Genomic DNA, 23,430 nt, shown 5'->3' with positions numbered 1-23,430 from the left:
AAGTTAGATTGTAAATAAAAAATGTGAACTTTGCAGATAAAATCCTGACATTATGCTTGATAGCCGAAATCTCCTATCCGGGAAACGCAAGTACCTTTACGGATTGATCATCGTACTTTCGTTGATCTCTGTAATCTGCGTGGCTTTCACTATTGCGGGTCGTGACGACTTTAATTTCGCAAAAAAAGAAGTATTGCTCCGCCGTATCGGACATGAAATCCTTTTGCAGTCGGGCGACAGTACATCACGGGTACTTCCAGTACAAAAGGTCGCCGAAAATGAATACCAGATCAGCTTTGAGAAGGATCTTACCTTTCAACCGGACTCCCTGGTGAATACGACCCGGCGTTTGTTGGCAAAAGATCCCTTCGCTAGTGATTATATCGTTAATGTTCTGAACTGTGGCGGTTCTAGTGTAGCCTATGGATACGTGATATCTAAAAATAAGAAAGATGATATTATAGCCTGCATAGGAAGAAAACAACCCAGAGCATGTTACGTAATCGACATTAAATTCAAACCGACAGGAATAAATATTACTAAAAATGGATATCTTCTGGGCAGCCTGCCATTTTTAGCACTTATTGGTTTTATCTTTTTTAAATCTGTAAAGCCAAGAAGAGTTTTGCCTGAGGGTCAAAATACCAATATGTTCACGTTGGGATCAGTGTTGTTCGATGCAAAGAACCGGAAACTCACCGTACATGGAAAAACAATAGACTTAACCGGAACGGAAGCCCGTGTATTGCTCATTTTTGCATCGTCTCCCAATGAGATCATAGAGAGAAGCCGGCTGCAAAAAGAGATATGGGAAGATGAAGGTGTTATTGTAGGCCGCAGTCTGGACATGTTCATATCAAAACTTAGAAAAAAACTGGAATTTGATCCGAACATCAACATTGTGGTTATCCGCGGCAAAGGATATAAACTTGAAATTTGCGCTTAAGATAGTTGTGGAATTCCCACTTGTTATTTTAAGAACTCATGTATGGCTTCCGTAACCAAAAGGCTGAGTATTCCTGAATCTTTTAAATTGCTCTTTATAGTCTTAAGGCCTTTGGTCAAATGCCCCTCTACCGTTTTTTCAGAAATGTTCATTTCATCAGCAATTTCCGGAATACTTAAGCCCTGTACCCTGCTGTAATTGAAAACCAAACGGCATTTTTCTGGTAACTGCTCTACAAGCCCGTTAATGTATTCCTGCAAAAACTTAGCCTCTATCTTTTCTTCATCTTCAGAATAGTTGTAAAATCCGGTTCCATTATTTTCTACCTCCCTGCGCCTTTTTTCTTTATCTATTTGTTTATAGATAGAAAATTTAATTGCTGTGGCCAGGTAGTTCCCAATATTCAGAATATCCAGCTGATCTCTCCTATTCCATAACCCTATAAAAAGCTCCTGAACAATTTCCTGAGCAGCAGATTTATCTTTGGTATGGTTATAAGCAATGGCCATCAACTTATTCCAGTAGCGGCTGTAAATTTCAGCAAAAGCTCCCTGATCTTTTACTTTTAAAAGCTCAATCAGCTCCTGATCAGAAAGTTCATTATATATCCTCATGGTTGTAGATACAGTTATTTCAAAGCCGGTTATTAAACAAACAAATGGGTAGGTTAAATAAATCTACCAAAAACTTTTTGCAATAGTAAATATTCCACCTCAATAAATGGTTACTATTTTTTCATTACACAAAAAATATTATTCAACAACTATAGTTTAAAGCAAAATTTTGACAGAAACATCAAATAGACAGGTTAAATCCCTCAGCCTCCAAATGCATCTCAATACTACGCCCTACATCTAATCGCAAGTACGGATTTTAGATTTTGACAATAATATTAGTGCAATAACACACTAAAAAAATATAAAATTAGCATATTATTGTATTAATATAGAGTTTTGATGCTACTCAAAAATGACAATTCTGATCTAAAAACAAAAAATGATGTACACATTAAAAAGGGAGCAGCAATTATATTGTGATATAACCAGCGCCTGGAGCTTCTTTTCCTCGCCTCACAATCTTTCCCGCATTACACCCAAAGAGATGGGCTTTGTGGTGCTGAGCAATCTGACGGATTCAGAAATATATAAAGGAATGATCATCGACTATTCCGTTAAACCTTTGCTAGGTATCCCATTGAAATGGCAAACCCAGATTACAGAGGTTGATTATCAAAAAAGCTTTATCGATTTTCAGAAAAAAGGACCCTATAAGTTATGGAGACATCATCATGAATTTATCCCAAATCAGAAGGGTGTGTTGATGATAGATACCGTAGAGTACGAATTACCATTTGGTTTTATAGGTAAGATTATGCACAGGCTTATAGCAAAGAAAAAATTAAAAAATATTTTCGATTACCGTAATGAGGTATTAGAAGGCTTATTCAATCCTCATTGAGGTTACAAATTATTTACAAAAACCAAAATCCAACGGTGAACAGAATTGCGTAAGTGAAAAATGGCGTTATCTATGTAGTAAACACGGTTTTGATGCCAAAACAACACATTTTCACCTCCGAAACCGCGCCGCCTGCACGCTGTTTTGGGGTCTGGATGGGGTCCTGTTGGGCTAAAGGGTACCATTATCCCAACAGTATCCCATCCAGATATGCTTCAGGGGCGATCGCCCCCAGTAGAAGGTTGCCGACACACAGCTTCAAACCTTCACCTATATTTCTGATGTGAACACTGTCACTATTGATTATTCAGGTTTTTAAAATAAAACTAATCCGGCCATTGGTTTCTATAACGGCCTTTTCCACTTTATCAAGTGATTGGTAAAGTTGCTATTTAGGTTAAATGGTGAAACATTTTAATAGCTCATATCGTCTTATGGAGAACAAAATAAAAATGTATGAGAAAAGCACTCCTCCTTTTTACCTTTCTAGCACACTCATTACTATGCTCTGCACAATCCAATCAAAAGCAGGCATCTACAGATAACCCATTAAAAACCGGATTAGATTCATTGGTAGATCAATCTGTTGTTCCATTTATGAAGAGTAGTTCGAGGGTTGGCCTTTCCCTAGGGATTATCAAAGATGGAAAGCCTTATCTCTATAATTATGGTTCAACACAAAAGGACAAAGCAGAACTGCCTACAGGTAATACGGTTTATGAGCTTGCTTCCATTACAAAAACCTTTGGATCAACTTTGCTGGCAAAAGCTGTTGTGGACAAAAAGGCCAGCCTTAATGACGACATCCGCAAATACCTGAAAGAAACGTATCCCAATTTGAACTACAATGGTACGCCCATTACTTTACTGAACCTGGCCAATCTTACCTCTGGATTACCAAACTGGATGCCAGATAAAGATATTTTTGGGAAGTCTGATCCGGACTCAATTCCCTATATTTTAGCTGCTGTTCATAAAAAATATAGCAGACTGAATTTTTATCGAGATCTGCATCAGGTAAACCTAAAAGTTCTACCTGGAACTGCTGCCCGCCACTGTAACACGGCTGCTCAATTGCTGGGTCATATTATGGAGACCGTTTATAACAACCCTTATGAAAAACTCCTGAAAGTCTATTTCACCGATCCACTCAAAATGAAAAATACTTTTCTCCTGAAGCCTGGAAAATTGCCTGCACAAATGGCAAAAGGTTATGATGGTAAGGGACGTATCATGCCAGTTATTGATTGGGATGATTTACAAGTTGCGGCAAGTATCGCCTCTTCAAGCTCAGATATGTTAAAATATATGGCATTTCAGTTAAATGAAGCAAACCCAGTGGTAAAGCTTAGCCACCAGCCAACTTTTGGAAAGCTTGAAGATGGTGCAATTGCACTCAATTGGAAAATCAGAAAAACTGACAAGGGTAAAACAAGCATCTCACATACAGGCGGCAGTTTAGGATTTAGTAGTTATATGGTATTTTATCCTGATTTGAATACGGGTGTTGTTTTACTGTCTAATGAAGCCGATCAGGGCGCGCAAAATGAACTGATTGCATTATCCGAGAAAATTTTAAAGCCATGAATTGATCAATACTGTTGAGGAAGGCCTCGTTACTAAGTCTCATCGTTTCAATCCTGTTTCCTTATTTTTTGAAAGCCAGATTTGATGGATTTTGGACTTATATTTATTGATCAAATGAGAAACATCGTAAAAAAGAGTCTACTGCCTGTTTTATGGCTAATTTCCTTAAGTTCCCTGGCTCAAAAAAAGCCCCAGGTTGATACAGCTGTCGACAGCCGGTTTTATAAATTTGCCGGCAATGTGCGGGTGGATATCAGGCACGCGACTCCGGCACAACTTGAAATGATTGCCAGCAAAGAGCGGTTAACGTCAATTGCAAATGAACGGTTTCTGTTTTCCGTGGGCGAAAACTTATATCCGACTACGCTGACCCTTGCTGTTCGTTTTCAAAAAAATACCGGAGCAGTAATTTATGAGGGAAATGAATGGTTTTGGGGAGAAACAGGATATTTGAGAAGATATTTGATTGATGGAAAATCGGATATTGAGTTTGTAGATGTTAAAATCACACCCCAAAACGCACATAACTACCGCTATCATGTTGTAGTAAACGATGAAAAAGAAATTGTAGGCTGGACTACCCCTGATCAATTCAAAACCAGTAGTGATGGTAAAGCCACTTTTGCTTATTTAGGCAATTATAAATTACAGCCTAATGGTTATTTGAAAATTGAAATGTACAACATCAATAACTATAAGGAAAAAGATGCCATGATCATTGACTGGCGTGAGCTAAAGGCTTTAAGTTTCCGCTCTACCATTGATTATCGCACCAAATATTGGGGAACTACTATCCTTTCGGCTTACCTTGATCTGGATAAGAAAGATAAACAAGTAAATTTCCTGGAAACAGAGAATTTAAACGATGTCAGATTTAGACTGGGTGATTCTCTAGTCAGAATTGGTTTCTTTTCCTCGAGACTACCTACCCCCTACAACTATCAGATCCGTCTAAAAAGAACAATAGGTAACAAAACAGAAAACATTGAATTGGGAGAACACTCTGGTACTTATTTACTTTATAAAGAGTTCTGGAATAAAGCAGGTCTTTATGAAATCACTTTCACACCGAAATTGGTCACACCAGGGGGCAATCATATTAATTATCTTGCAGCAAAAGCAAGAAGCTTTAAATTTACCGTACTTCCTTCCCTAACAAAAGGCAAATGGTATTCGAATAAAGAACTGGGGTTAATTGGTCTTATATGGAGCGCATTTGTGGGGGCGGTCGTCGGAAGTTTAATGGTCTGGCTCAAAAATAAAAGCAAAAAAAAGATCCTAAAAGAGCAGCAGCAAAAGGACCTGGCCAAAATCCAGCTGGCTACAGTACGTTCGCAATTGAACCCGCATTTTATGTTCAACGCTTTGTCAGGCATCCAAAGTTTGATGAATCAGAATAAAAGCGATGAGGTAAACCATTATCTTGGAAAATTTGCCAGATTAACCCGCAATGTACTGGACCAGCCGGATTTGATTAGCCTGGCAGAGGAAAAACTATTATTGGAAGATTACCTGCAAATGGAACAGTTGCGCTTTGGTTTTAAATATCAGTTCCATATTTCTCAGGATTTGAATATGGACAATATCGAAATTCCATCCATGTTGCTGCAGCCTTTTGTTGAAAATGCGATTAAACATGGTGACAAAGGAGATCAATTAGAAATTGAAGTATTTTTCATTAGAAAAGGCGAAGATCTGATCTTGAAAATTACTGATAATGGAGTTGGCTTTGATCCTGAAAAAAACTATGAAGGATTAGGTTTGCAATTGAGCAGAAACAGAATATCTTTATTAAACACAATTTACAACTCAACCCCACTTATCTTAACCATGACATCAGGTTCAAATCAAACGGAAATCAAGATTACCTTAACTCAATGGCTATAACCATGAAAGCAATTTTAGTAGATGATGAACTGACCAATCTGGAAAATCTCCATATTTTACTGGAGAAATACTGCAAGGAAATTAAAATTGTTGGAAAATCACATAGCGTAGCTGATGCTGTCGCACTTATTGATTCACATAAGCCAGACTTGGTTTTCCTGGATATCCAGATGGGTGCACAATCTGGCTTTGATTTACTAAACATGGTTGAAGAAAGAACATTTGAGGTTATTTTTGTAACCGCATTTGACAAATATGGAATCCAGGCCGTGAAGTTTGCGGCCTTGGATTATCTTTTGAAGCCGGTAAATCCAATCGAACTGGTTACAGCTGTTTCTAAAGCTCAAAATAAGGTAAAAAACAAGATACAGACCGATCAAGTCAGTTTTTTACTTCAGCAACTGACCAAAGCAGAAAAGGCAGTTCCAAAGATCGCCTTGCCCCAGCAATATGAGATCAGATACTTAGCCATAAGTGATATCTTGCGGTGTGAAGCTGACAATACCTATACTTTATTTTTATTGTTGGATGGCGATAAAATCCTGGTATCGAAGCCACTTAAAGAATATTCAGACCTTTTAAAACCTCATGGCTTTTTAAGAACACACCAAAGCCATCTGGTTAACCCAGAAGCGGTAAAAAGCTGGCTTAAAGAAGACGGAGGGATGTTATTAATGAATAATGGAGATAAAGTTCCGGTTTCAAAACCGAACCGGGATGTTGTTAAAGGTATCTTGGGCCAATAACATCATACCATTTTTCGTTTAACAATGAAATATACAACTAAATATTTTTATATTGTAAAGCCACTCAACAACCAAATTTAATCTCAAAAAATATCGGCATTATGTTATCTAAACATATCAATGTAAATTCGTCCACAAATAATATAATGAACACAGATATTGTTACTAATTATTCAAAGCTCAAACTAACTTTATTTTTTTTACCCGCATTTTTTTTAATTGCAATTGTTGCTTTTCTTTATCAGCAAGGCGCTTTACATGTTGATGGATACATACAAATTCAAAAGAATTGTTTCTTTTTTCTGAATTCAAGATTATCTCAATTTCCTAAAACAATTTTTAACCTTACCCAACTTGGAGACTGCATCGTTTTTTCATCATTCTTAACTATTTTTATGGTGTATGCTCCAAGAATCTGGGAGTCTTTAATATCAGCTTCGATAATGTCATGTATATTTTCTAGTCTGCTAAAACATGTATTTGCAGTACCAAGAGCTGCTGTGGCATTTGATCAGGATAGTTTTGTGATCATTGGAAATAAGTTGGTTGGAAACAACAGTTTACCTTCCGGGCATTCAATTACAATTTTTACAACCCTTACAGTGCTGTTGTTTGCATTTATGCCCCAAAAGTTAGGCTATAAAATTTTATGGTCTGTTTTCATAACCATCACGGGCTTGATTCTTATATTTACAAGAGTGGGTGTTGGAGCACATTATCCGCTTGATGTTATTACAGGCGGCATTATCGGGTATATATCAGGACTTTTAGGTATTTTTATCAGCAAAAAATATAGAATTTGGGCTTGGATCGGCGATAAAAGATATTATCCAATTCTTATTTTATTTCTTCTGTTTTGTTGCATTTCATTAATCAACAAAATAATGAATGAAAATTTGATCATATTTTATTTATCATTGACTAGTTTAGCCGTTTCACTATATAAAATTATTAATGTCTATATTAAAAAATAATTGGAAAATAACTCATTTCGCTTTGTTAATGAGTTTTCTTAATTTTTTATTCTTTCATCTCCCATTTTTCACCTTTGTCGTCAATAAAGTTGATTATAAAAGTTTGTCCGGCGTTATGCTCATTATAAGTTTAATTATTATAATGCTGGTTGCAAATTTCTTTGTTTTTTACCTGTTTTTTTTTCTGTCACGTGTTGTTGGAAAATCTTTATTGGTCGTATTTTTTATCATCAATGCAATTGCAGTTTACTTTGTTAATACTTATGGTGTGATCATAGATGAAAGTATGATTGGTAATGTACTCAATACCAACTATGCTGAGTCTAGTAGTTTCTTTTCTATAAAATTAATAGTCTACATTATTCTACTAGGCGTTATCCCTGCTATTTTTATCATTAAGGCTAAAATAACAAATGTGACATGGAAGAAATTTTCAATCACTTCTTCAATTACCCTTGTATTTATGCTGGCCTTAGCATATGTTAATGCGAGCAATTGGCTGTGGATTGATAAAAATTCGAAGACCTTAGGTGGCCTTGCAATGCCCTGGTCCTATTCGGTTAATTTGTCACTTTTTTATATTCACAAGCACCAAAAAAATGAAAAAGAAATTTTATTGCCAAATGCTACCATAAAAGACGATAAGAAATCGGTTATTGTTTTGGTTATTGGGGAATCTGCAAGAAGACAAAATTTTTCTTTATATGGCTACAAGAAAAATACAAATCCATTGCTTTCAAAAACACCTAATTTATTCCATTTTGATGCGACCTCTTGTGCCACTTACACTACCGCTGGTGTAAAATGTATTTTAGAACATACAAGTACGGATGAATTATATGAAATTCTACCCAATTATTTATATAGAAATAATGTTGAGGTCATTTGGAGAACCACAAACTGGGGAGAACCACCCATTCATATAAAAAATTATCAAAATACAGATGCTTTAATGCCAAATTGCAAAGGAGATGGCTGTAAATTCGATGAAATTCTTTTGTCTGGACTAAAAGAACAAATATTGGCCAGTAAGAAAAATAAGATACTCATCGTATTGCATACCAGTACAAGTCATGGACCTAGCTATAGCAAGAAATATCCAGCTCAATTTGAGGTTTTTAAACCCGTATGTAATAGTGTAGAATTAGGAAATTGTTCTCAAACAGATCTAATCAACGCTTATGACAACACCATAGTTTATACGGATTATATTTTACATCAATTAATTGAAAATTTAAAAGAATTGAAAGAGTATAACAGTGCAATGATTTTTGTTTCAGACCATGGAGAATCTTTGGGAGAAAAAAATCTATATATGCATGGGGTACCTATGAGTATCGCTCCTAAAGAGCAATATGAGATTCCTTTTATAGTTTGGCTATCTGACAGTTCAAAACAACTTAAGCCTAATAAAACGTTGTCTCAGAACAATGTTTTTCATAGTGTTTTGAATTTTCTAGGCATACAAAGCCCAATTTATAACGAGCAAATGAACATTTTTAAATAATTACAGGCCGGTCAAAGTAAACTTAAATTGTCTATTGCCAAATTAGAATTCGATCTAGTCTGAAAAACTCTTCAGACTAGACTCAATACATAGCCTAATTCTGCGCCTCCAATAATCAGGAATGCGCTGTTAAGATTATTAAATTGGTAGCGCCAATGAGCTCTAAGAACTGCTCATTTGTTTGAAAATCAGAATATCACCTTTAATCATTTGATTAAATTTTTTGATTAATTCATTTCTTGTTGTTATATTTATCTTATTATTAGACAGGTGCAGCTATGGAAAAATCCATCAAAGCAGAAGATAATCTTTCAACAGAAGAAAAGATTAAACAAGCAGCAAGAACTGTATTTACAAAAAAAGGTTATGCTGCCACAAAAACCAGGGATATAGCAGAAGAAGCTGGATTAAACCTTGCTCTGCTTAATTACTACTTCAGGAGCAAGGAAAAACTTTTTGAGCTTATTATGGCTGAAAAGATACAGCAGCTTTTCTCTTCTCTTGCCCCCGCCCTGAACAACATGGATACTTCACTGGAAGAAAAAATAGATTGGATTGCAGCAAATTATATAGAGATGCTACTTAAAAATCCGGACTTGCCGCTTTTCGTTTTAAGCGAAATCAGGAATAATCCTGAAAGATTTGGAAAGCGAATTCAATTGGAAAATTACATCATGAAATCTTATTTTATTCAACAAATAGCGGAGAAAAATAAAGAGATCAACCCCATACAGTTTTACATTAATTTCTTAGGAATGATGGTATTCCCATTTCTGGCCAGGCCAATTTTCAATGCAACGGGGGCTATTAGCGAGAAAGACTATATTCAATTGGTTGAACAGCGAAAAACACTGATACCAAAATGGATGAAAATGATGCTGGAATAGATAAAAATGCTATGAATTTAATCAACCAATTAAGTCGGAAAATCCTCTTATCTGCCCTACTGCTGTCCTTTAGTTTTCAAGGCCAGGCACAAAGTACGGGTTACTTAACACTTGAAGAGTGTTATCAATTGGCAGAACAAAATTATCCTCTTGTAAAACAACGGGAGCTGATCTCTAAAACCGCCAGCTATACAATTGAAAACATCCAAAAAGGCTATCTTCCGCAGCTGAACATCAACGGACAGGCCACCTACCAATCTGCAGTTACGGCTATTCCAATAAAGCTGCCCGGCGTCGATATTCCTGCTTTAAGTAAGGATCAGTATAAACTTTACGGCCAAATTGATCAGGTCATCTACGATGGAGGTGAAATAAAACAGCAGAAAAAACTGCAGCAAACCAACGAAGCCGTTAATCAGCAGCAGCTAAAAACAGATCTTTATCAATTAAAGGGGCGCATTAACCAATTGTTTTTTGGAGTTCTATTACTGGACGAGCAACTTAGACAAAATGGATTGGTAAGAAAGGATATACAATCCGGATACGATAAAATACTGGCATCCATAAAAAATGGAGTTGCCTTTAGAAGCAATGGAGATGTTATAGCCGCCGAATTGTTAAAGAACAAACAGCAGGCAATTGAGCTTCGGGCTTCACGAAAAGCCTACACTGAAATGTTAGGGCTCTATACCGGCAAAACCATTGATGAAACCACTGTTCTGAGAAAACCGCAGCCTGCGCATATTTCTCATGAAATCAACCGGCCTGAATTAAAGATATATGATCAGCAGGCCAAAAATCTGGACGTACAAAACAAGCTCTTAAGTGTGAAGACCTTACCTAAATTAAATGCATTCTTTCAGGGAGGTTTGGGACGTCCTGCTTTGGATATGCTGAGCAATAGTTTTGATGCCTATTACGTTGGAGGGCTTAAACTGACCTGGTCACCATCTATATTCTATACCCTGAAGAAAAGCAGGACACTCATCGACATCAACCGGAAAAACCTGGATGTACAGAAAGAAACGTTCCTTTTCAATACCAGTTTAACTGTAAAACAACAGGATGCAGACATCAGTAAATACTTGCAATTATTGGACACTGATCAGGAAATTATTGAACTCCGCACCAAGGTAAAAAACACAGCACTGGTTCAGCTGCAAAATGGCGTGATCACCAGTCATGATTTTTTAACGGAATTAAACGATGAAGACCAGGCTCGTCAGAACAAGATACTTCACGAGATACAACTTCTAATGGCTCAGTACAACCAACAAACCACCACTGGCAACTAAATAAAAAAGAAACATCATGAAAAGACTCGTTCAATCGCTTCCTTTGCTCTTATTGCCCGCATTAATATCCTGCAATAAAAGCGAAGATAAATATGATGCCTCCGGTACATTTGAAGCAGTGGAAACCATTATCTCTGCCCAGGCTTCAGGTACCATTAAAGAACTTAACCTGGAAGAAGGGCAAACCTTACAAAAAGGACAGACTGTTGGATATATCGATAGCTTACAGCTCTATTTAAAAAAACAGCAACTCCTGGCTCAGGTCAAAGCAACTTTAAGTGGAAAACCCAATATTACTGCACAAACCGCGGCCCTTCAGGAGCAATTGCGTCAGGCACAGCGGGAACAAAAGCGCACTAGCAATTTACTTCGGGCCGACGCTGCTACACAAAAACAGCTGGACGATGCCAATACACAGGTTGATGTGGTTAAAAAACAGATTTCTGCACTACAATCTTCTTTGGGAATCACTTCATCAAGTTTAACGGACCAAACCAAACCGCTCAGTGTACAGATACAGCAAATTAATGATCAGCTGCATAAATCAAAAATCGTCAATGAGGTGAGTGGAACTGTTTTAACCAAATATGCAGAAGTAAACGAAGTCACTGATATAGGTAAACCGATCTACAAGATTGCCGAATTAAATACAATTATCCTTCGGGCCTATATTACAGGAAGTCAGATACCTCATATAAAAGTTGGCCAACAGGTAAAAGTTCTGGTTGATCAAACCAAAGACACTTATAAAACCTATAATGGCACCATAGAATGGGTAAGCAACAAAGCAGAATTTACCCCAAAGACCATTCAGACAAAGGATGAAAGAGCCAACCTGGTCTACGCCATAAAAATAAGGGTAAAGAACGATGGTTTTCTGAAAATTGGGATGTATGGCGATGTTAAACTATAAGCCATGGAGGCAGTAAGTGTAAAGAACCTCATTAAAATCTACGGCAAAGACAAAACGGCTGTAAATGATATTTCTTTTACAGTGAATCAGGGTGAGGTATTTGGGCTGATCGGTCCGGATGGTGCTGGCAAAACCAGTATTTTCAGGGTACTGACTACGCTCTTGCTCCCAGACGGTGGTTCAGCTATGGTTGATGGTTTTGATGTTGTTAAAGACTATAAACAAATCCGAAACCGGGTGGGTTATATGCCTGGAAAGTTTTCTTTATACCAGGACTTGAGTGTGGAAGAAAACCTAAATTTCTTTGCAACCGTATTCAATACCACAATAGCAGAAAATTACCATTTGATTAAAGACATTTATGTCCAGCTGGAACCATTCAAGAACCGCAGGGCTGGTCAGTTGTCGGGTGGTATGAAACAAAAACTAGCCCTCTGCTGTGCACTGATCCATAAACCTGTTATTCTATTTTTAGATGAACCAACAACTGGAGTTGATCCGGTGTCCCGAAAAGAATTTTGGGAAATACTCCAACAGCTGAAGGAACAAAACATCACCATTGTTGTATCCACTCCATATATGGATGAAGCCAACAGATGCGACAGAATTGCACTAATACAGTCTGGCCAACTCCTATCTGTTGACACACCAGTAAATATCATTAAATCTTATCCTGAAAAGCTATATGCCATTAAAGCCGATAATATGCACGCTCTTTTAAAAATACTACACAAATACGATCAGGTAAAGAGCAGTTATGCTTTTGGAGAATTTGCGCATGTTTCTTTCAAGGAACCTGAATTTAATCCTGACCAGGCCATTGCTTATTTAAAGACACAGGAGCTACAGGATATAGAACTGATAAAAACAGAGGTAACTATTGAAGACTGCTTTATTAAATTATTATAATCATGAGCGAAATCGTCATTAAAACAGATAAACTCACCAAACGTTTTGGCGATTTCATTGCAGCCAACGAGATTACTTTTGAGGTAAATAAAGGAGAAATTTTTGGATTTCTTGGCGCAAATGGAGCAGGAAAGACAACGGCGATGCGCATGTTATGCGGACTTTCTATCCCTTCTTCCGGTCAGGCAACTATTGCAGGTTTCGACGTATACAAACAGACAGAGCAAATCAAAAAGAACATTGGCTACATGAGCCAGAAGTTTTCGCTCTATGAAGATCTTACGGTACTGGAAAACATTAATTTCTTTGGTGGCATTTACGGATTGACGGATAAAGAGCTCAAAACGAAGAGCACCCAATTGATCGAACAGCTGGGCCTGCAGTTACAGGCAAAAAAACTGGTGGCCTCACTCCCATTGGGCTGGAAACAAAAACTATCCTTTTCAGTTGCCGTATTACATGAACCAAAGATCGTTTTTCTGGACGAACCAACGGGTGGTGTTGATCCGGTGACCAGGAGACAATTCTGGGACCTGATCTACGATGCTGCCGACCGAGGGGTAACTATTTTTGTGACTACTCATTACATGGATGAGGCGGAATACTGCAACCGTATATCTATCATGGTTGATGGGGTTATTAAAGCGCTTGACACCCCTCGAAATTTGAAAGACACCTTTCATGCCAACAATATGGATGAAGTATTTTACGAGCTGGCCCGAAGTGCAAAAAGAAGTGAATAAAACCTAAGCAAATGAAACAGTTCCTGATATTTATTAAAAAGGAGTTCGCCCACGTATTACGAGATCGCAAAACCTTGCTGATCTTGTTTGGAATGCCGGTGGTACAGATCCTGATATTTGGTTTCGCACTCACCAATGAGGTTAAGAATGCGAAAATTGTGATCATGGATCAAGCCAACGACATCGCTTCTCAACAGATCATTTCTAAAATAAGAGCAAGCCGCTATTTTGAGATAGCGGAGACAATCCACAGCCCTAAGCAAATAGAAAGTGCTTTTAAAAAGGGAAATATCAGGCTGGCTCTTATCTTCCCTACTCAATTCAATAACGATTTAATGCATCAACATTTTGTTCAACTGCAAGTTATTGCTGATGCTTCTGACCCCAATAATGCCACAACCTTAACCAGTTACATCAGTTCAATTATACAAGATTATACGACAGGTATAGCAAAAACCAGCAATATTCCTTATCGAATTAACCCCGAGATCAGGTTTCTTTATAATCCACAACTTAAGGGCGCCCCGAATTATGTGCCTGGAGTGATGGCATTGGTATTAATGTTGGTTTGCGTGATGATGACGGCTGTTTCTATCGTAAAAGAAAAAGAAACCGGCACCATGGAAATCCTTTTAGTTTCGCCATTCAGTCCTTTCAAGGTTATTGTATCAAAGGCCATCCCCTATCTGATCTTATCACTTGTGAATGTGACCTCTATTTTATTGCTCAGTGTTTTTGTGCTCGACTTGCCCATAAACGGCAGCATCTTACTACTCTTTGCCGAAAGCACCCTGTTTATCATCACGTGCCTCACCATCGGCATCTTCATCTCTGTAAAAACAAACACCATGCAACTGGCTATGCTGATCTCCTTAATGGGCATGATGTTGCCCACGATCCTCTTTAGCGGCTTTATGTTTCCGATAGAAAATATGCCAGTCCCTTTGCAGATCATTTCCAATATTATCCCTGCTAAATGGTATTACATCATTGTAAAGGACATTATGATAAAAGGACTTGGTTTTAGTGCCATTTGGAAGGAAACATTAGTCCTTGTCACCATAACAGTGGTCATGATGGTGATCAGTTTAAAAAGTTTTAAAATCCGCTTATCATGAGAACGATCCGGTTTTTACTACAAAAAGAATTCAGGCAGATTTTCCGTAACCGGTCAATTCTGGCTATGGTTATTGTGATGCCCATTATGCAGTTGCTGATCTTGCCTTTAGCGGCCAATTATGAGGTAAAAAACATTAATGTTGCTGTTATTGATAATGATCATTCCTCCTATTCCCAAAAATTGATCACTAAGATCACTTCATCGGGATACTTCAAACTCACTGGATACTGCTTTTCATTTAAACAAGCCTACCGATTGGTGGAGACAGATACTGCAGACCTTATCCTTGAAATTCCTCGTGGTTTTGAGCGGAACCTGGTACGTGAAAATGAGCAAAAATTATTTGTAGCTGTCAATGCCATAAATGGGACAAAAGCTAATCTTGGAAGTGTCTACCTGATGACTATTATCCAGAATTTCAACGCCGAAATCAGGCTGCAATTTATTAAGCCAGCCAGATTTAACCCACAACCTGTTATCGGTATTACTTCATCAAACTGGTATAATCCAATGCTTAATTATCATGTTTTTATGGTTCCCGGTATATTGGCGGTGTTGGTAACTATGGTAGGTGGATTTTTAACCGCGCTAAATATCGTTAAAGAAAAAGAGGTGGGCACCATTGAACAAATCAATGTAACCCCCATTAAGAAATACCATTTCATTTTAGGTAAGCTGATCCCATTCTGGATATTGGGAAATGTGGTATTTACACTGGGGCTCCTGGTCGCCTGGTTGGTTTACGGTATTGTTCCTGTTGGTAGTTTATTCTTGCTATATGGTTTTATAGCCGTTTATTTACTGGCCGTTTCGGGATTTGGTTTATTAATTTCTACTTTTTGCGAATCCCAGCAGCAGGCCATGTTTGTGATGTTCTTTTTCATTATGATCTTTATTCTGATGGGTGGTCTGTTTACCTCTATTGACAGCATGCCCGATTGGGCAAAAACTGTAACGAAATTTAACCCTGTAAGCTATCTCATTGAAGTGATGCGGATGATCATTCTCAAAGGAAGCAGTTTCAGAAACATACTGCCGCAGCTTGGAGTAATTGCTGTATTTGCTTTGGTGTTTAACGGCTGGGCGATTTTTAACTATAAAAAGACCAGCTGATCTCTTCAGCTAAAAGGGGTAGCGAATTTGAACTCGCTACCCCTTTTTATGCTTAAGAGAAAATAATTAAGGCTTTTCTTTGAAGCTGATGGCATAACCTCCACCCGGAGCAACCAATTGAGACAGTTTTGATTTAGAACTCACTTCTACATTGCGAATAGTATAAGATTGAGGATTTGTTTTGTAATCCGCATCCTTTCCATCAGCATATATTGTTGCGATGTATTTTTTCCCCTGCTCCAAAAAGCTCAGATCTATTTTAGACGTTCTGGCGATTTCTCCATTTACACTTCCCAAAAACCATTGTCCCGTTTTTTTAGCTTTTCTGGCCACAGTAATGTATTGTCCTGGTTCGGCCTCCACATATTTACTGTCGCTCCAGTCTACAGCTACATCTTTTATAAACTGAAAGGCGTCCATAAAACGCTTATAGTTTTCCGGCAGATCCGCAGCCATTTGCAGTGGGCTATACATGGTTACATATAAAGCCAGCTGATTGGCAATAGTACTGTTTACATGGGAGTGGTTGGACGGACTTATTTTGCTTAAGTCCATTTCAAAAATACCTGGTGTGTAATCCATTGGGCCACCCTGCAAACGGGTAAAGGGCAAAATGGTCACATGGTTAGGTTTAGATCCACCAAAAGCCTGATATTCCGTTCCTCTGGCAGACTCGTTACCAATCAGGTTTGGATAGGTACGGGCAATCCCTGTGGGTCTTACGGCTTCATGCGCATTGACCATAATTTTATATTCTGCTGCTTTTTCAACCGCGTATTGATAATGGTTAACGATCCACTGGCTGTAGTGGTTCTCTCCTCTTGGAAGAATGTCTCCTACATAACCACTTTTCACAGCGTCATAGCCATTTTGTTTCATATACTTATAGGCCGTATCCAGATGTCTTTCGTAATTTCTAACCGAGCCGGAGGTTTCATGGTGCATGATCATTTTTACACCTTTTGATTTCGCATAGGCCTGGATCTTTTTCATATTGAAATCAGGATATGGGGTTACAAAATCGAAGACAAAGTCTTTGGAATGTCCAAACCAATCTTCCCATCCAATGTTCCAACCTTCTACCAATACGGCGTCAAAGCCGTTTTCTGCTGCGAAATCAATGTATTTTTTCACATTTGCTGTTGTAGCACCATGTGTACCATTTGGCTTGGCTTTACTGTAATCGGTCTGGCCAATTTTAATAGATGGAAAATCATCAGTGTAAGACCAGGAGCTCTTTCCGGTAATCATCTCCCACCAGACACCTACATATTTTACTGGTTTTATCCATGAGGTATCCTCGATTTTGCAAGGATCATTTAGATTATAGATCATTTTTGAAGCCAGAATGTCACGAGCATCATCACTAGCCATGATTGTTCTCCATGGTGTATGGTCAGGGGCTTGTACATAACCCTTATTGCCCTGGGCATCTGGCGTAAGCCAGGATTCGAATACCATATTCTTATCGTCCAGGTTAAGGTGCATACATGGATAATTGATCAAGGCTGCCTCATGAAGGTTAATATACAAGCCATCTGCTGTTTTCATCATCAGGGATGTTTGCACCCCGGTTGGCGAAAATCCCTTCTGTGAGACATTTGCTGTTCTCGCCTTGGCAGAAAGCCCTCTGATTTCAGACAATTTAGAAGTGGTATAATCATATTCTTGTGTATCGTAGTCGCCCACGATCCAAAAGGCGGTATGATCTCCAGCCATTGCAAATTGGCTATGCTCTTCTTTAATCGTAAAGTAGACCAGGTTCTTTTGGGTTGGAAATTCATATCTGAATCCCAGTCCTTCGTTATATAAACGAAAACGAATCACCATACGACGGTTGGTTTCTTTCTGATCAAGAGTAACCGCCAGTTCGTTATAATGATTTCGTATGGTACTGACCTCTCCCCAAACAGGTTTCCAGGTCTCGTCAAAAGAAGACGACTTGCTGTCTGCCACCACGAAATCGTTAAGAAGGGACTTATCATCGTTTTTCAGTTCCAGTCCAAGCTTACTCGGTTTGATGATGAATTTTCCTTTATAGGTTAACTGATATTGCGGGCTTCCATCTGCCTGAATGCTAAAATTCATTAAAAATTTCCCATCGGGAGATTTGAGTTGCTGCGCACTGGCAACCCCAAAAACAGAAAGGGTTAAAAATGCTAAGAAAATAAATTTCTTCATGTTATACTTGGTTTATGTAGTCAATATAATTAATACGAATTAATCGCTTTTAATCGAATACGGCTTATCTGGGCATCTCAATTTCTTATCAAAACGTATCAAAATTGAATTCTGTTCTTTAAATGGCTCGAAACTTATTAGTTTCATAAGCGCTTCCAATCTGTTATTTTTGTCGGACTTACCTTGTCATCTTGAAAAAAATTCTATACCTGCTGTTCTTTCTGTTTTGCTTTCATAAAGGCCAGGGTCAGGAGCATGATTTCTATTTTAAGAATTACCAGATTGAAAATGGATTGTCGAGCAATACCATTACCTCGGTTACGCAAGATAAAAAGGGATTTATGTGGTTTGGCTCTCGCAATGGGCTAAACCGTTTTGACGGGCTGAGGTTTAAGGTCTTTCAGCACGATCCCGCCGATGCTAAAAGCCTTGGAACCAATTTTGTAAAAAGCATTCATGAATCCGAAGATGAAAAACTCTGGGTAGGAAGCTCTAATGGCCTATATATTTATGATCCTGTACAGGAAGCCTTTTCGCTTTTTGGCAGTATACCACGTGGAGAAGTAGAGGCCATAGAGGAAGATGCAATGCATAATTTATGGATACTTTCTAATCGCATTCTTTACCAGTACAATCAAAAGGATCGTAAAGTAACCAGGCATTTGCTACAAGGTGAAGATATCATTTCCATTGCCGTTGATAAAAAAGGAACGCTCTGGGCCGCAGACAGCAAAGGCTTACTTGGAAATTTCAATCCGACCAGGAAAACTTTTACCAGTTATAATCTTCATCCGCCGAATCAGGCAGCTTCCTTTCCTCCTATTGATAAAATATATCCAGCTGGAGACAGTTCAATATTGGTTTCCGGTACGCAAAAGGTATTTTTGTATAATTACATAACAGGCCATTTAAAGACCGTTTTTCAAGCAAATTCACTGAAACCCAAACTATCTACTTATGCCATTTCAGCTCAGCAAGATGGCACCTATTGGTTAGGCACTGAAACAGGGCTCTATGTACTCGATCTGAAACGTAGTACCACTGCCGCCATCAAGAAACAATATGGTAATCCTTATGCTTTATCAGACAATATCATTTGGGCCATATATGCTGATAAAGAAGGCGGAACCTGGATTGGCACTTATTATGGTGGCATAAATTATTATTGCGCCCCGCAAAACAGGTTTAAAAAATACTTTCCGGAGCCAGGAAATAATAGTTTCTCCGGCAATGTGGTCCATGAAATCTGTCCGGATAACCATGGAAATCTATGGGTCGGAACTGAAGATGCAGGACTTAATGAAATAGATTTGCGAACTGGGAACATTAAAAACTACCTTCCTGATTCCCCTAATGGCATTGCGGAGAAAAATGTTCATGGCTTACTGGCAGATGGTGACAAGCTATGGATAGGCAGCCTTTCCCACGGGCTGGATGTGATGGACTTAAGATCTAAAAAGATCATTAAGAAATTCAGGGCCGGACCGCAAAGCGGATTACAAGACAATTTTATCGTTACCTTATACAAAACCCGTGACGGCTCCATACTTGCAGGCACTCAAAAAGGCTTGTTTAAGTTCGACCGGAAATTGGATCGTTTTAGCCAAGTGCCATTTTACAATGCACAGATCCAATCTGTACTGGAATCTTCTGATGGTATCCTCTGGGCCTGTAGTTACGGAGGTGGTGCATTTTATTACGACCAGAGCAGCAAGAAAAAAGTATTATTCAACAGCGATGGCAAGCATCAGGATGCACTGATCAGCAATTATGTGAACAGCCTGTTTGAGGACAGTAAGAAACACATTTGGTTCTGTACAGAAGGTGGTCTTTCCAGATATGACCCAAAGAGCAAAAAATTCAAAAATTATACCATTGCCAATGGTCTTCCAAACAATCAGACGTTTAGAATTCTGGAAGATAAAAATGGCAATTTATGGATATCGACAGCCAATGGTCTTGCGGTATTCCATCCGCTAAAAAACAGCTTCAAAGCTTACCATGCATCTGATGGACTTCCAACAGAACAGTTTAACTTTAATTCCTCCTTTAAAGACGCGAATGGCAGACTCTATTTTGGAACTGTAAAGGGAATGATCAGCTTCAATCCGGACCAGCTAACGAAAAATACGTTTATTCCTCCGGTATACATCACCGGGTTACAGATCAATAATAAGGACCTTGATCTGCGCCATACCTCTATTCTTCCTCAATCCATTCTGTACACACAGGAAATTACACTTCCTTATGAACTTTCCAGCATCAATCTGGATGTTGCCGCACTAAGCTATTTCAATCCGGAAGGCAACCAGTACAAGTTCAAAATGAGCGGATTGGATAAAAACTGGACAACATTACAGCAAAACAGGCGTATCTATTATACGAACATGGCACCTGGCAGCCATATCTTTAGAGTAAAAGCAGCGAATAGTGAAGGTTTATGGAATACTAAAGAAACCATTCTAAAAATCACCATAACACCACCCTGGTGGAAAACCTACTGGGCCTATTTTTTTTACGTTATGCTTCTTTTACTGATCATTCTCACTATAGTACGCTACTACCACCTGGCAGTTTCAGAGAAAAACAAAAGAAAGCTGGAGATTGTAAAAATTGGTACTGAAAGAGAGATTTATAACGCAAAGATTAATTTCTTTACCAATATTGCGCATGAAATCAGAACACCGCTCACATTAATTAAAATGCCACTGGATAAACTCCTGGCAAAGGACAGGAACCGCGAGGACTCAGATAATCTGAACATGATCAACAAAAACACCAACAGACTCATAGACTTAACAAATCAGCTTCTGGACTTCAGGAAGACGGAATCGGAAAGCTTCAGCCTGAATTTTATAAAAACAGACATTAATGAACTTCTGAGTGATGTGTTTAATGATTTTAAGCTTTCCGCCCAGCAAAAAAACCTGAGTTATGTGCTGGAACTACCCCGGCTTATCGTACTGCATGCTTTTGTAGATCCTGAAGCCATGCGTAAGATACTTGCCAATTTGATCAGTAATGCCATTAAGTATTCGGAATCCAGGGTTGTAGTGAAGCTGCTTCCTCTGACCAGTGAGGACGAAGTTTTTTATATTCAGGTTTCGAATGACGGTTTACTTATTCCTTCTTCCTCTAATGACAAAATATTTGAACCCTTCTTCAGGTTAAAGGAAACAGAAAAAGAACCTGGAACCGGTATTGGATTGCCTATAGCCCGTTCTCTTGCACAGTTGCATGGTGGCAATGTAGAACTTAAGGCATCTACCGAGGCCCTTAATATATTTTTACTGTCTATCCCTATGTTTCAACAAGAGCCATCTGAAACCCATCCTTCGGATAAGGATGAAGACCACCTTAAAATGGCAACCCCGGAAAAAGAAAGCCTTGAAGCAGAACAGAGGGATAAACCGGTGATCCTGCTGGCTGAGGACAACAAAGAAATCATAAGCTATATCCGTAAAGAGCTTGACCCATTTTACCAGGTTTTAGAGGCTGGCAATGGCTATGAAGCTTTTCAGTTATTGCAGAATGAGCACATTCAGCTGGTGGTCACAGACATCATGATGCCAGTGATGGATGGAATAGAACTGTGCAGAAAAATTAGAGAGGACTTTGACTATAGTCATTTGCCTATTATTTTATTAACGGCAAAGAACTCACAAAGTTCCAAAATGGAAGGACTGGAAGTCGGAGCCGATGCCTATATTGAAAAGCCTTTTTCGATGGAGCATCTTCTCGCCCAGATCAGCAATCTACTGACCAACAGGAATTATATAAAGGATCATTTTGCCAGGTCACCTTTAACTCATATGAAGGGAATTGCCCACTCTAAAGGCGACGCGAAATTTCTGGAACAGCTCAGCAAAATGATCTTTGACAACATTACAGATATGAACCTTGATGTAGACAAGTTATCCAGTTTGATGAATATGAGCAGGACCACCTTATACCGCAAAATTAAAGGCTTATCGGACATGACGCCCAATGAACTGATCAACCTGACCAGGCTTAAAAAGGCAGCTGAACTCTTAGCTCAGGGAGACCTGAAGATCAATGAGGTAGCTACTTTAATTGGTTATACCCTACATGCAAATTTCTCCAGGGATTTTCAGCGGCAGTTCGGTTTGTCGCCAACGGCCTATTTAAATACCCTACCGAAATAGCCCCCATATAAGGTCCATTTTTATATTTATCCTGGCCGGTGAAGCCAGGATAAATACTGCAATTACTAATTAAAATGGTAAAGACATATGAACCATCAAGCGGTTACCTGCATGTACACGACCACCAGCCAGATCCTGGGAACGCACATTTTGATAATTGGCACCTAAGGACAGCCTTTTCAACGACACCTCCACTCCGCCAACAGCAGACAAAGAATAGCCGCCCGATACAGCGACGTCATATTTTTTATTCTCTATGTCCTTTTGTGCTGTTTCATACAATACACCGGCATTTGGAGCGAGTGTTACGCTATTGGCTACCCTGATTTTATAATACATCAAAATATTTCCGGTGAATTTATTGCCATAGCGGTACGCATACTTGTTTTCAGTATTGATCTTATAGTTCACATTGGCATTTAATCCAAGGTCATTGTAGCGGATATCATAAGCGGCATTTAGTGTAAAATCTGTACTGGCTGTTCCCAACTGAAAATTGTTTGGAGATTCGCTTACGGCCAGACGCTCTGAAGGTTCATATTTACCTGTGGGCACTTTGATGCCCCCACCTACCCATAATGACTGGACGAGCAAACGGTCGCCAAGGGTTCCCTTATCATCGAAGAGTTTGTAATACCCCATTAAAGCAATATCACCAAGACCATTTTTTGTTCCGTTACCCGTCTGGCTTTCCCGTTCGTTAAAATTATAAGGTACAAAAGCCAGTACCCTAAACCTGCTGCCGATATTCCAGCCACCCCATAACTCCATGCTTTGGTAAGTTTCCTCAGAAGTGAGCGGTGTACGCTCTCCAAAAGGGCCAAGATGGGTTATTAGTGTTTTGTGCTGGTAACGCAAACCAATAAAACGCTTATTGTATTCAGGTAAAATACCCAGATAGTAGCTCCCAACACCGCAACCGCAAATATCACATGCCCTGGTAGCTGTTATACTCATCATCACCAGCACCAGTGCCATCATTATTTTCTTCTTCATAT

General features: G+C 38.7%; 18 protein-coding genes. 15 read left to right on the top strand and 3 right to left on the bottom strand.

Going from position 1 to position 23,430, the window contains the following annotated elements:
- The first annotated feature begins 52 nt into the window (after nt 1-52).
- On the top strand, nt 53-946 hold the full coding sequence (locus R2S08_RS19700; RefSeq protein WP_316836734.1) for a winged helix-turn-helix domain-containing protein: 894 nt from the start codon (nt 53-55) through the stop codon (nt 944-946).
- Nucleotides 947-969: 23 nt separating this feature from the next.
- Here R2S08_RS19700 and R2S08_RS19695 read toward each other — a convergent pair whose 3' ends face one another.
- Complete coding sequence (locus R2S08_RS19695) at nt 970-1,560, bottom strand: RNA polymerase sigma-70 factor (RefSeq protein ID WP_316836733.1); 591 nt, start codon at nt 1,558-1,560, stop codon at nt 970-972.
- A gap of 382 nt (nt 1,561-1,942) precedes the next feature.
- On the opposite strand from R2S08_RS19695, the gene R2S08_RS19690 reads away from it, so the two are divergent.
- From R2S08_RS19690 to R2S08_RS19630, 13 genes are all read left to right on the top strand, one after another.
- The gene (locus R2S08_RS19690) at nt 1,943-2,404 is read left to right on the top strand and encodes an SRPBCC family protein (RefSeq protein ID WP_316836732.1); all 462 of its coding nucleotides are present in this window, start codon (nt 1,943-1,945) and stop codon (nt 2,402-2,404) included.
- A gap of 456 nt (nt 2,405-2,860) precedes the next feature.
- Entirely contained in the window at nt 2,861-3,991 is a 1,131-nt protein-coding gene (locus R2S08_RS19685; RefSeq protein ID WP_316836731.1) for a serine hydrolase domain-containing protein, read from the top strand.
- 114 nt (nt 3,992-4,105) lie between these two features.
- On the top strand, nt 4,106-5,878 hold the full coding sequence (locus R2S08_RS19680; protein ID WP_316836730.1) for a sensor histidine kinase: 1,773 nt from the start codon (nt 4,106-4,108) through the stop codon (nt 5,876-5,878).
- Nucleotides 5,879-5,880: 2 nt separating this feature from the next.
- On the top strand, nt 5,881-6,624 hold the full coding sequence (locus R2S08_RS19675; RefSeq protein ID WP_316836729.1) for a LytTR family DNA-binding domain-containing protein: 744 nt from the start codon (nt 5,881-5,883) through the stop codon (nt 6,622-6,624).
- Nucleotides 6,625-6,770: 146 nt separating this feature from the next.
- Entirely contained in the window at nt 6,771-7,598 is an 828-nt protein-coding gene (locus tag R2S08_RS19670) for a phosphatase PAP2 family protein (RefSeq protein WP_316836728.1), read from the top strand.
- Nucleotides 7,579-9,105 carry a phosphoethanolamine--lipid A transferase EptA gene (eptA, locus tag R2S08_RS19665; protein ID WP_316836727.1) on the top strand — a complete coding sequence of 509 codons (1,527 nt, stop codon included), beginning with the start codon at nt 7,579-7,581 and terminating at the stop codon, nt 9,103-9,105. Before R2S08_RS19670 ends, eptA begins: the two co-directional genes overlap by 20 nt.
- 278 nt (nt 9,106-9,383) lie before the next feature.
- Entirely contained in the window at nt 9,384-9,992 is a 609-nt protein-coding gene (locus R2S08_RS19660) for a TetR/AcrR family transcriptional regulator (protein ID WP_316836726.1), read from the top strand.
- A gap of 11 nt (nt 9,993-10,003) precedes the next feature.
- Complete coding sequence (locus R2S08_RS19655; RefSeq protein WP_316836725.1) at nt 10,004-11,287, top strand: TolC family protein; 1,284 nt, start codon at nt 10,004-10,006, stop codon at nt 11,285-11,287.
- 16 nt (nt 11,288-11,303) lie between these two features.
- A complete protein-coding gene (locus R2S08_RS19650) occupies nt 11,304-12,200 on the top strand; it encodes an HlyD family secretion protein (protein ID WP_316836724.1) in 897 nt (298 codons plus the stop codon).
- 3 nt (nt 12,201-12,203) lie between these two features.
- Nucleotides 12,204-13,109 carry an ABC transporter ATP-binding protein gene (locus R2S08_RS19645; RefSeq protein WP_316836723.1) on the top strand — a complete coding sequence of 302 codons (906 nt, stop codon included), beginning with the start codon at nt 12,204-12,206 and terminating at the stop codon, nt 13,107-13,109.
- A 2-nt stretch (nt 13,110-13,111) separates the two neighbouring features.
- Nucleotides 13,112-13,852: an ABC transporter ATP-binding protein gene (locus R2S08_RS19640; protein WP_316836722.1), complete on the top strand. Its 741-nt coding sequence runs from the start codon at nt 13,112-13,114 to the stop codon at nt 13,850-13,852.
- Nucleotides 13,853-13,863: 11 nt separating this feature from the next.
- Nucleotides 13,864-14,970, top strand: a complete 1,107-nt coding sequence (locus R2S08_RS19635) for an ABC transporter permease (RefSeq protein ID WP_316836721.1) — start codon at nt 13,864-13,866, stop codon at nt 14,968-14,970.
- Nucleotides 14,967-16,085: an ABC transporter permease gene (locus tag R2S08_RS19630; RefSeq protein ID WP_316836720.1), complete on the top strand. Its 1,119-nt coding sequence runs from the start codon at nt 14,967-14,969 to the stop codon at nt 16,083-16,085. Before R2S08_RS19635 ends, R2S08_RS19630 begins: the two co-directional genes overlap by 4 nt.
- Nucleotides 16,086-16,151: 66 nt before the next feature.
- On the opposite strand, the gene R2S08_RS19625 is transcribed toward R2S08_RS19630, so the two are convergent.
- The gene (locus R2S08_RS19625) at nt 16,152-18,266 is read right to left on the bottom strand and encodes a glycoside hydrolase family 97 protein (RefSeq protein ID WP_316836719.1); all 2,115 of its coding nucleotides are present in this window, start codon (nt 18,264-18,266) and stop codon (nt 16,152-16,154) included.
- A gap of 191 nt (nt 18,267-18,457) precedes the next feature.
- Here R2S08_RS19625 and R2S08_RS19620 point away from each other — a divergent pair, with 191 nt between their 5' ends.
- The gene (locus R2S08_RS19620) at nt 18,458-22,432 is read left to right on the top strand and encodes a two-component regulator propeller domain-containing protein (RefSeq protein ID WP_316836718.1); all 3,975 of its coding nucleotides are present in this window, start codon (nt 18,458-18,460) and stop codon (nt 22,430-22,432) included.
- A 69-nt stretch (nt 22,433-22,501) separates the two neighbouring features.
- On the opposite strand, the gene R2S08_RS19615 is transcribed toward R2S08_RS19620, so the two are convergent.
- The gene (locus tag R2S08_RS19615; protein WP_316836717.1) at nt 22,502-23,428 is read right to left on the bottom strand and encodes a transporter; all 927 of its coding nucleotides are present in this window, start codon (nt 23,426-23,428) and stop codon (nt 22,502-22,504) included.
- Nucleotides 23,429-23,430 lie beyond the last annotated feature (2 nt).

This window comes from Pedobacter nutrimenti (assembly GCF_032678445.1).
GTDB classification, from domain to species: Bacteria; Bacteroidota; Bacteroidia; order Sphingobacteriales; family Sphingobacteriaceae; genus Pedobacter; species Pedobacter nutrimenti_A.
The sequence above is the reverse complement of the archived record's forward strand: the minus strand, read 5'-3'. Positions and strand labels throughout refer to the sequence as shown.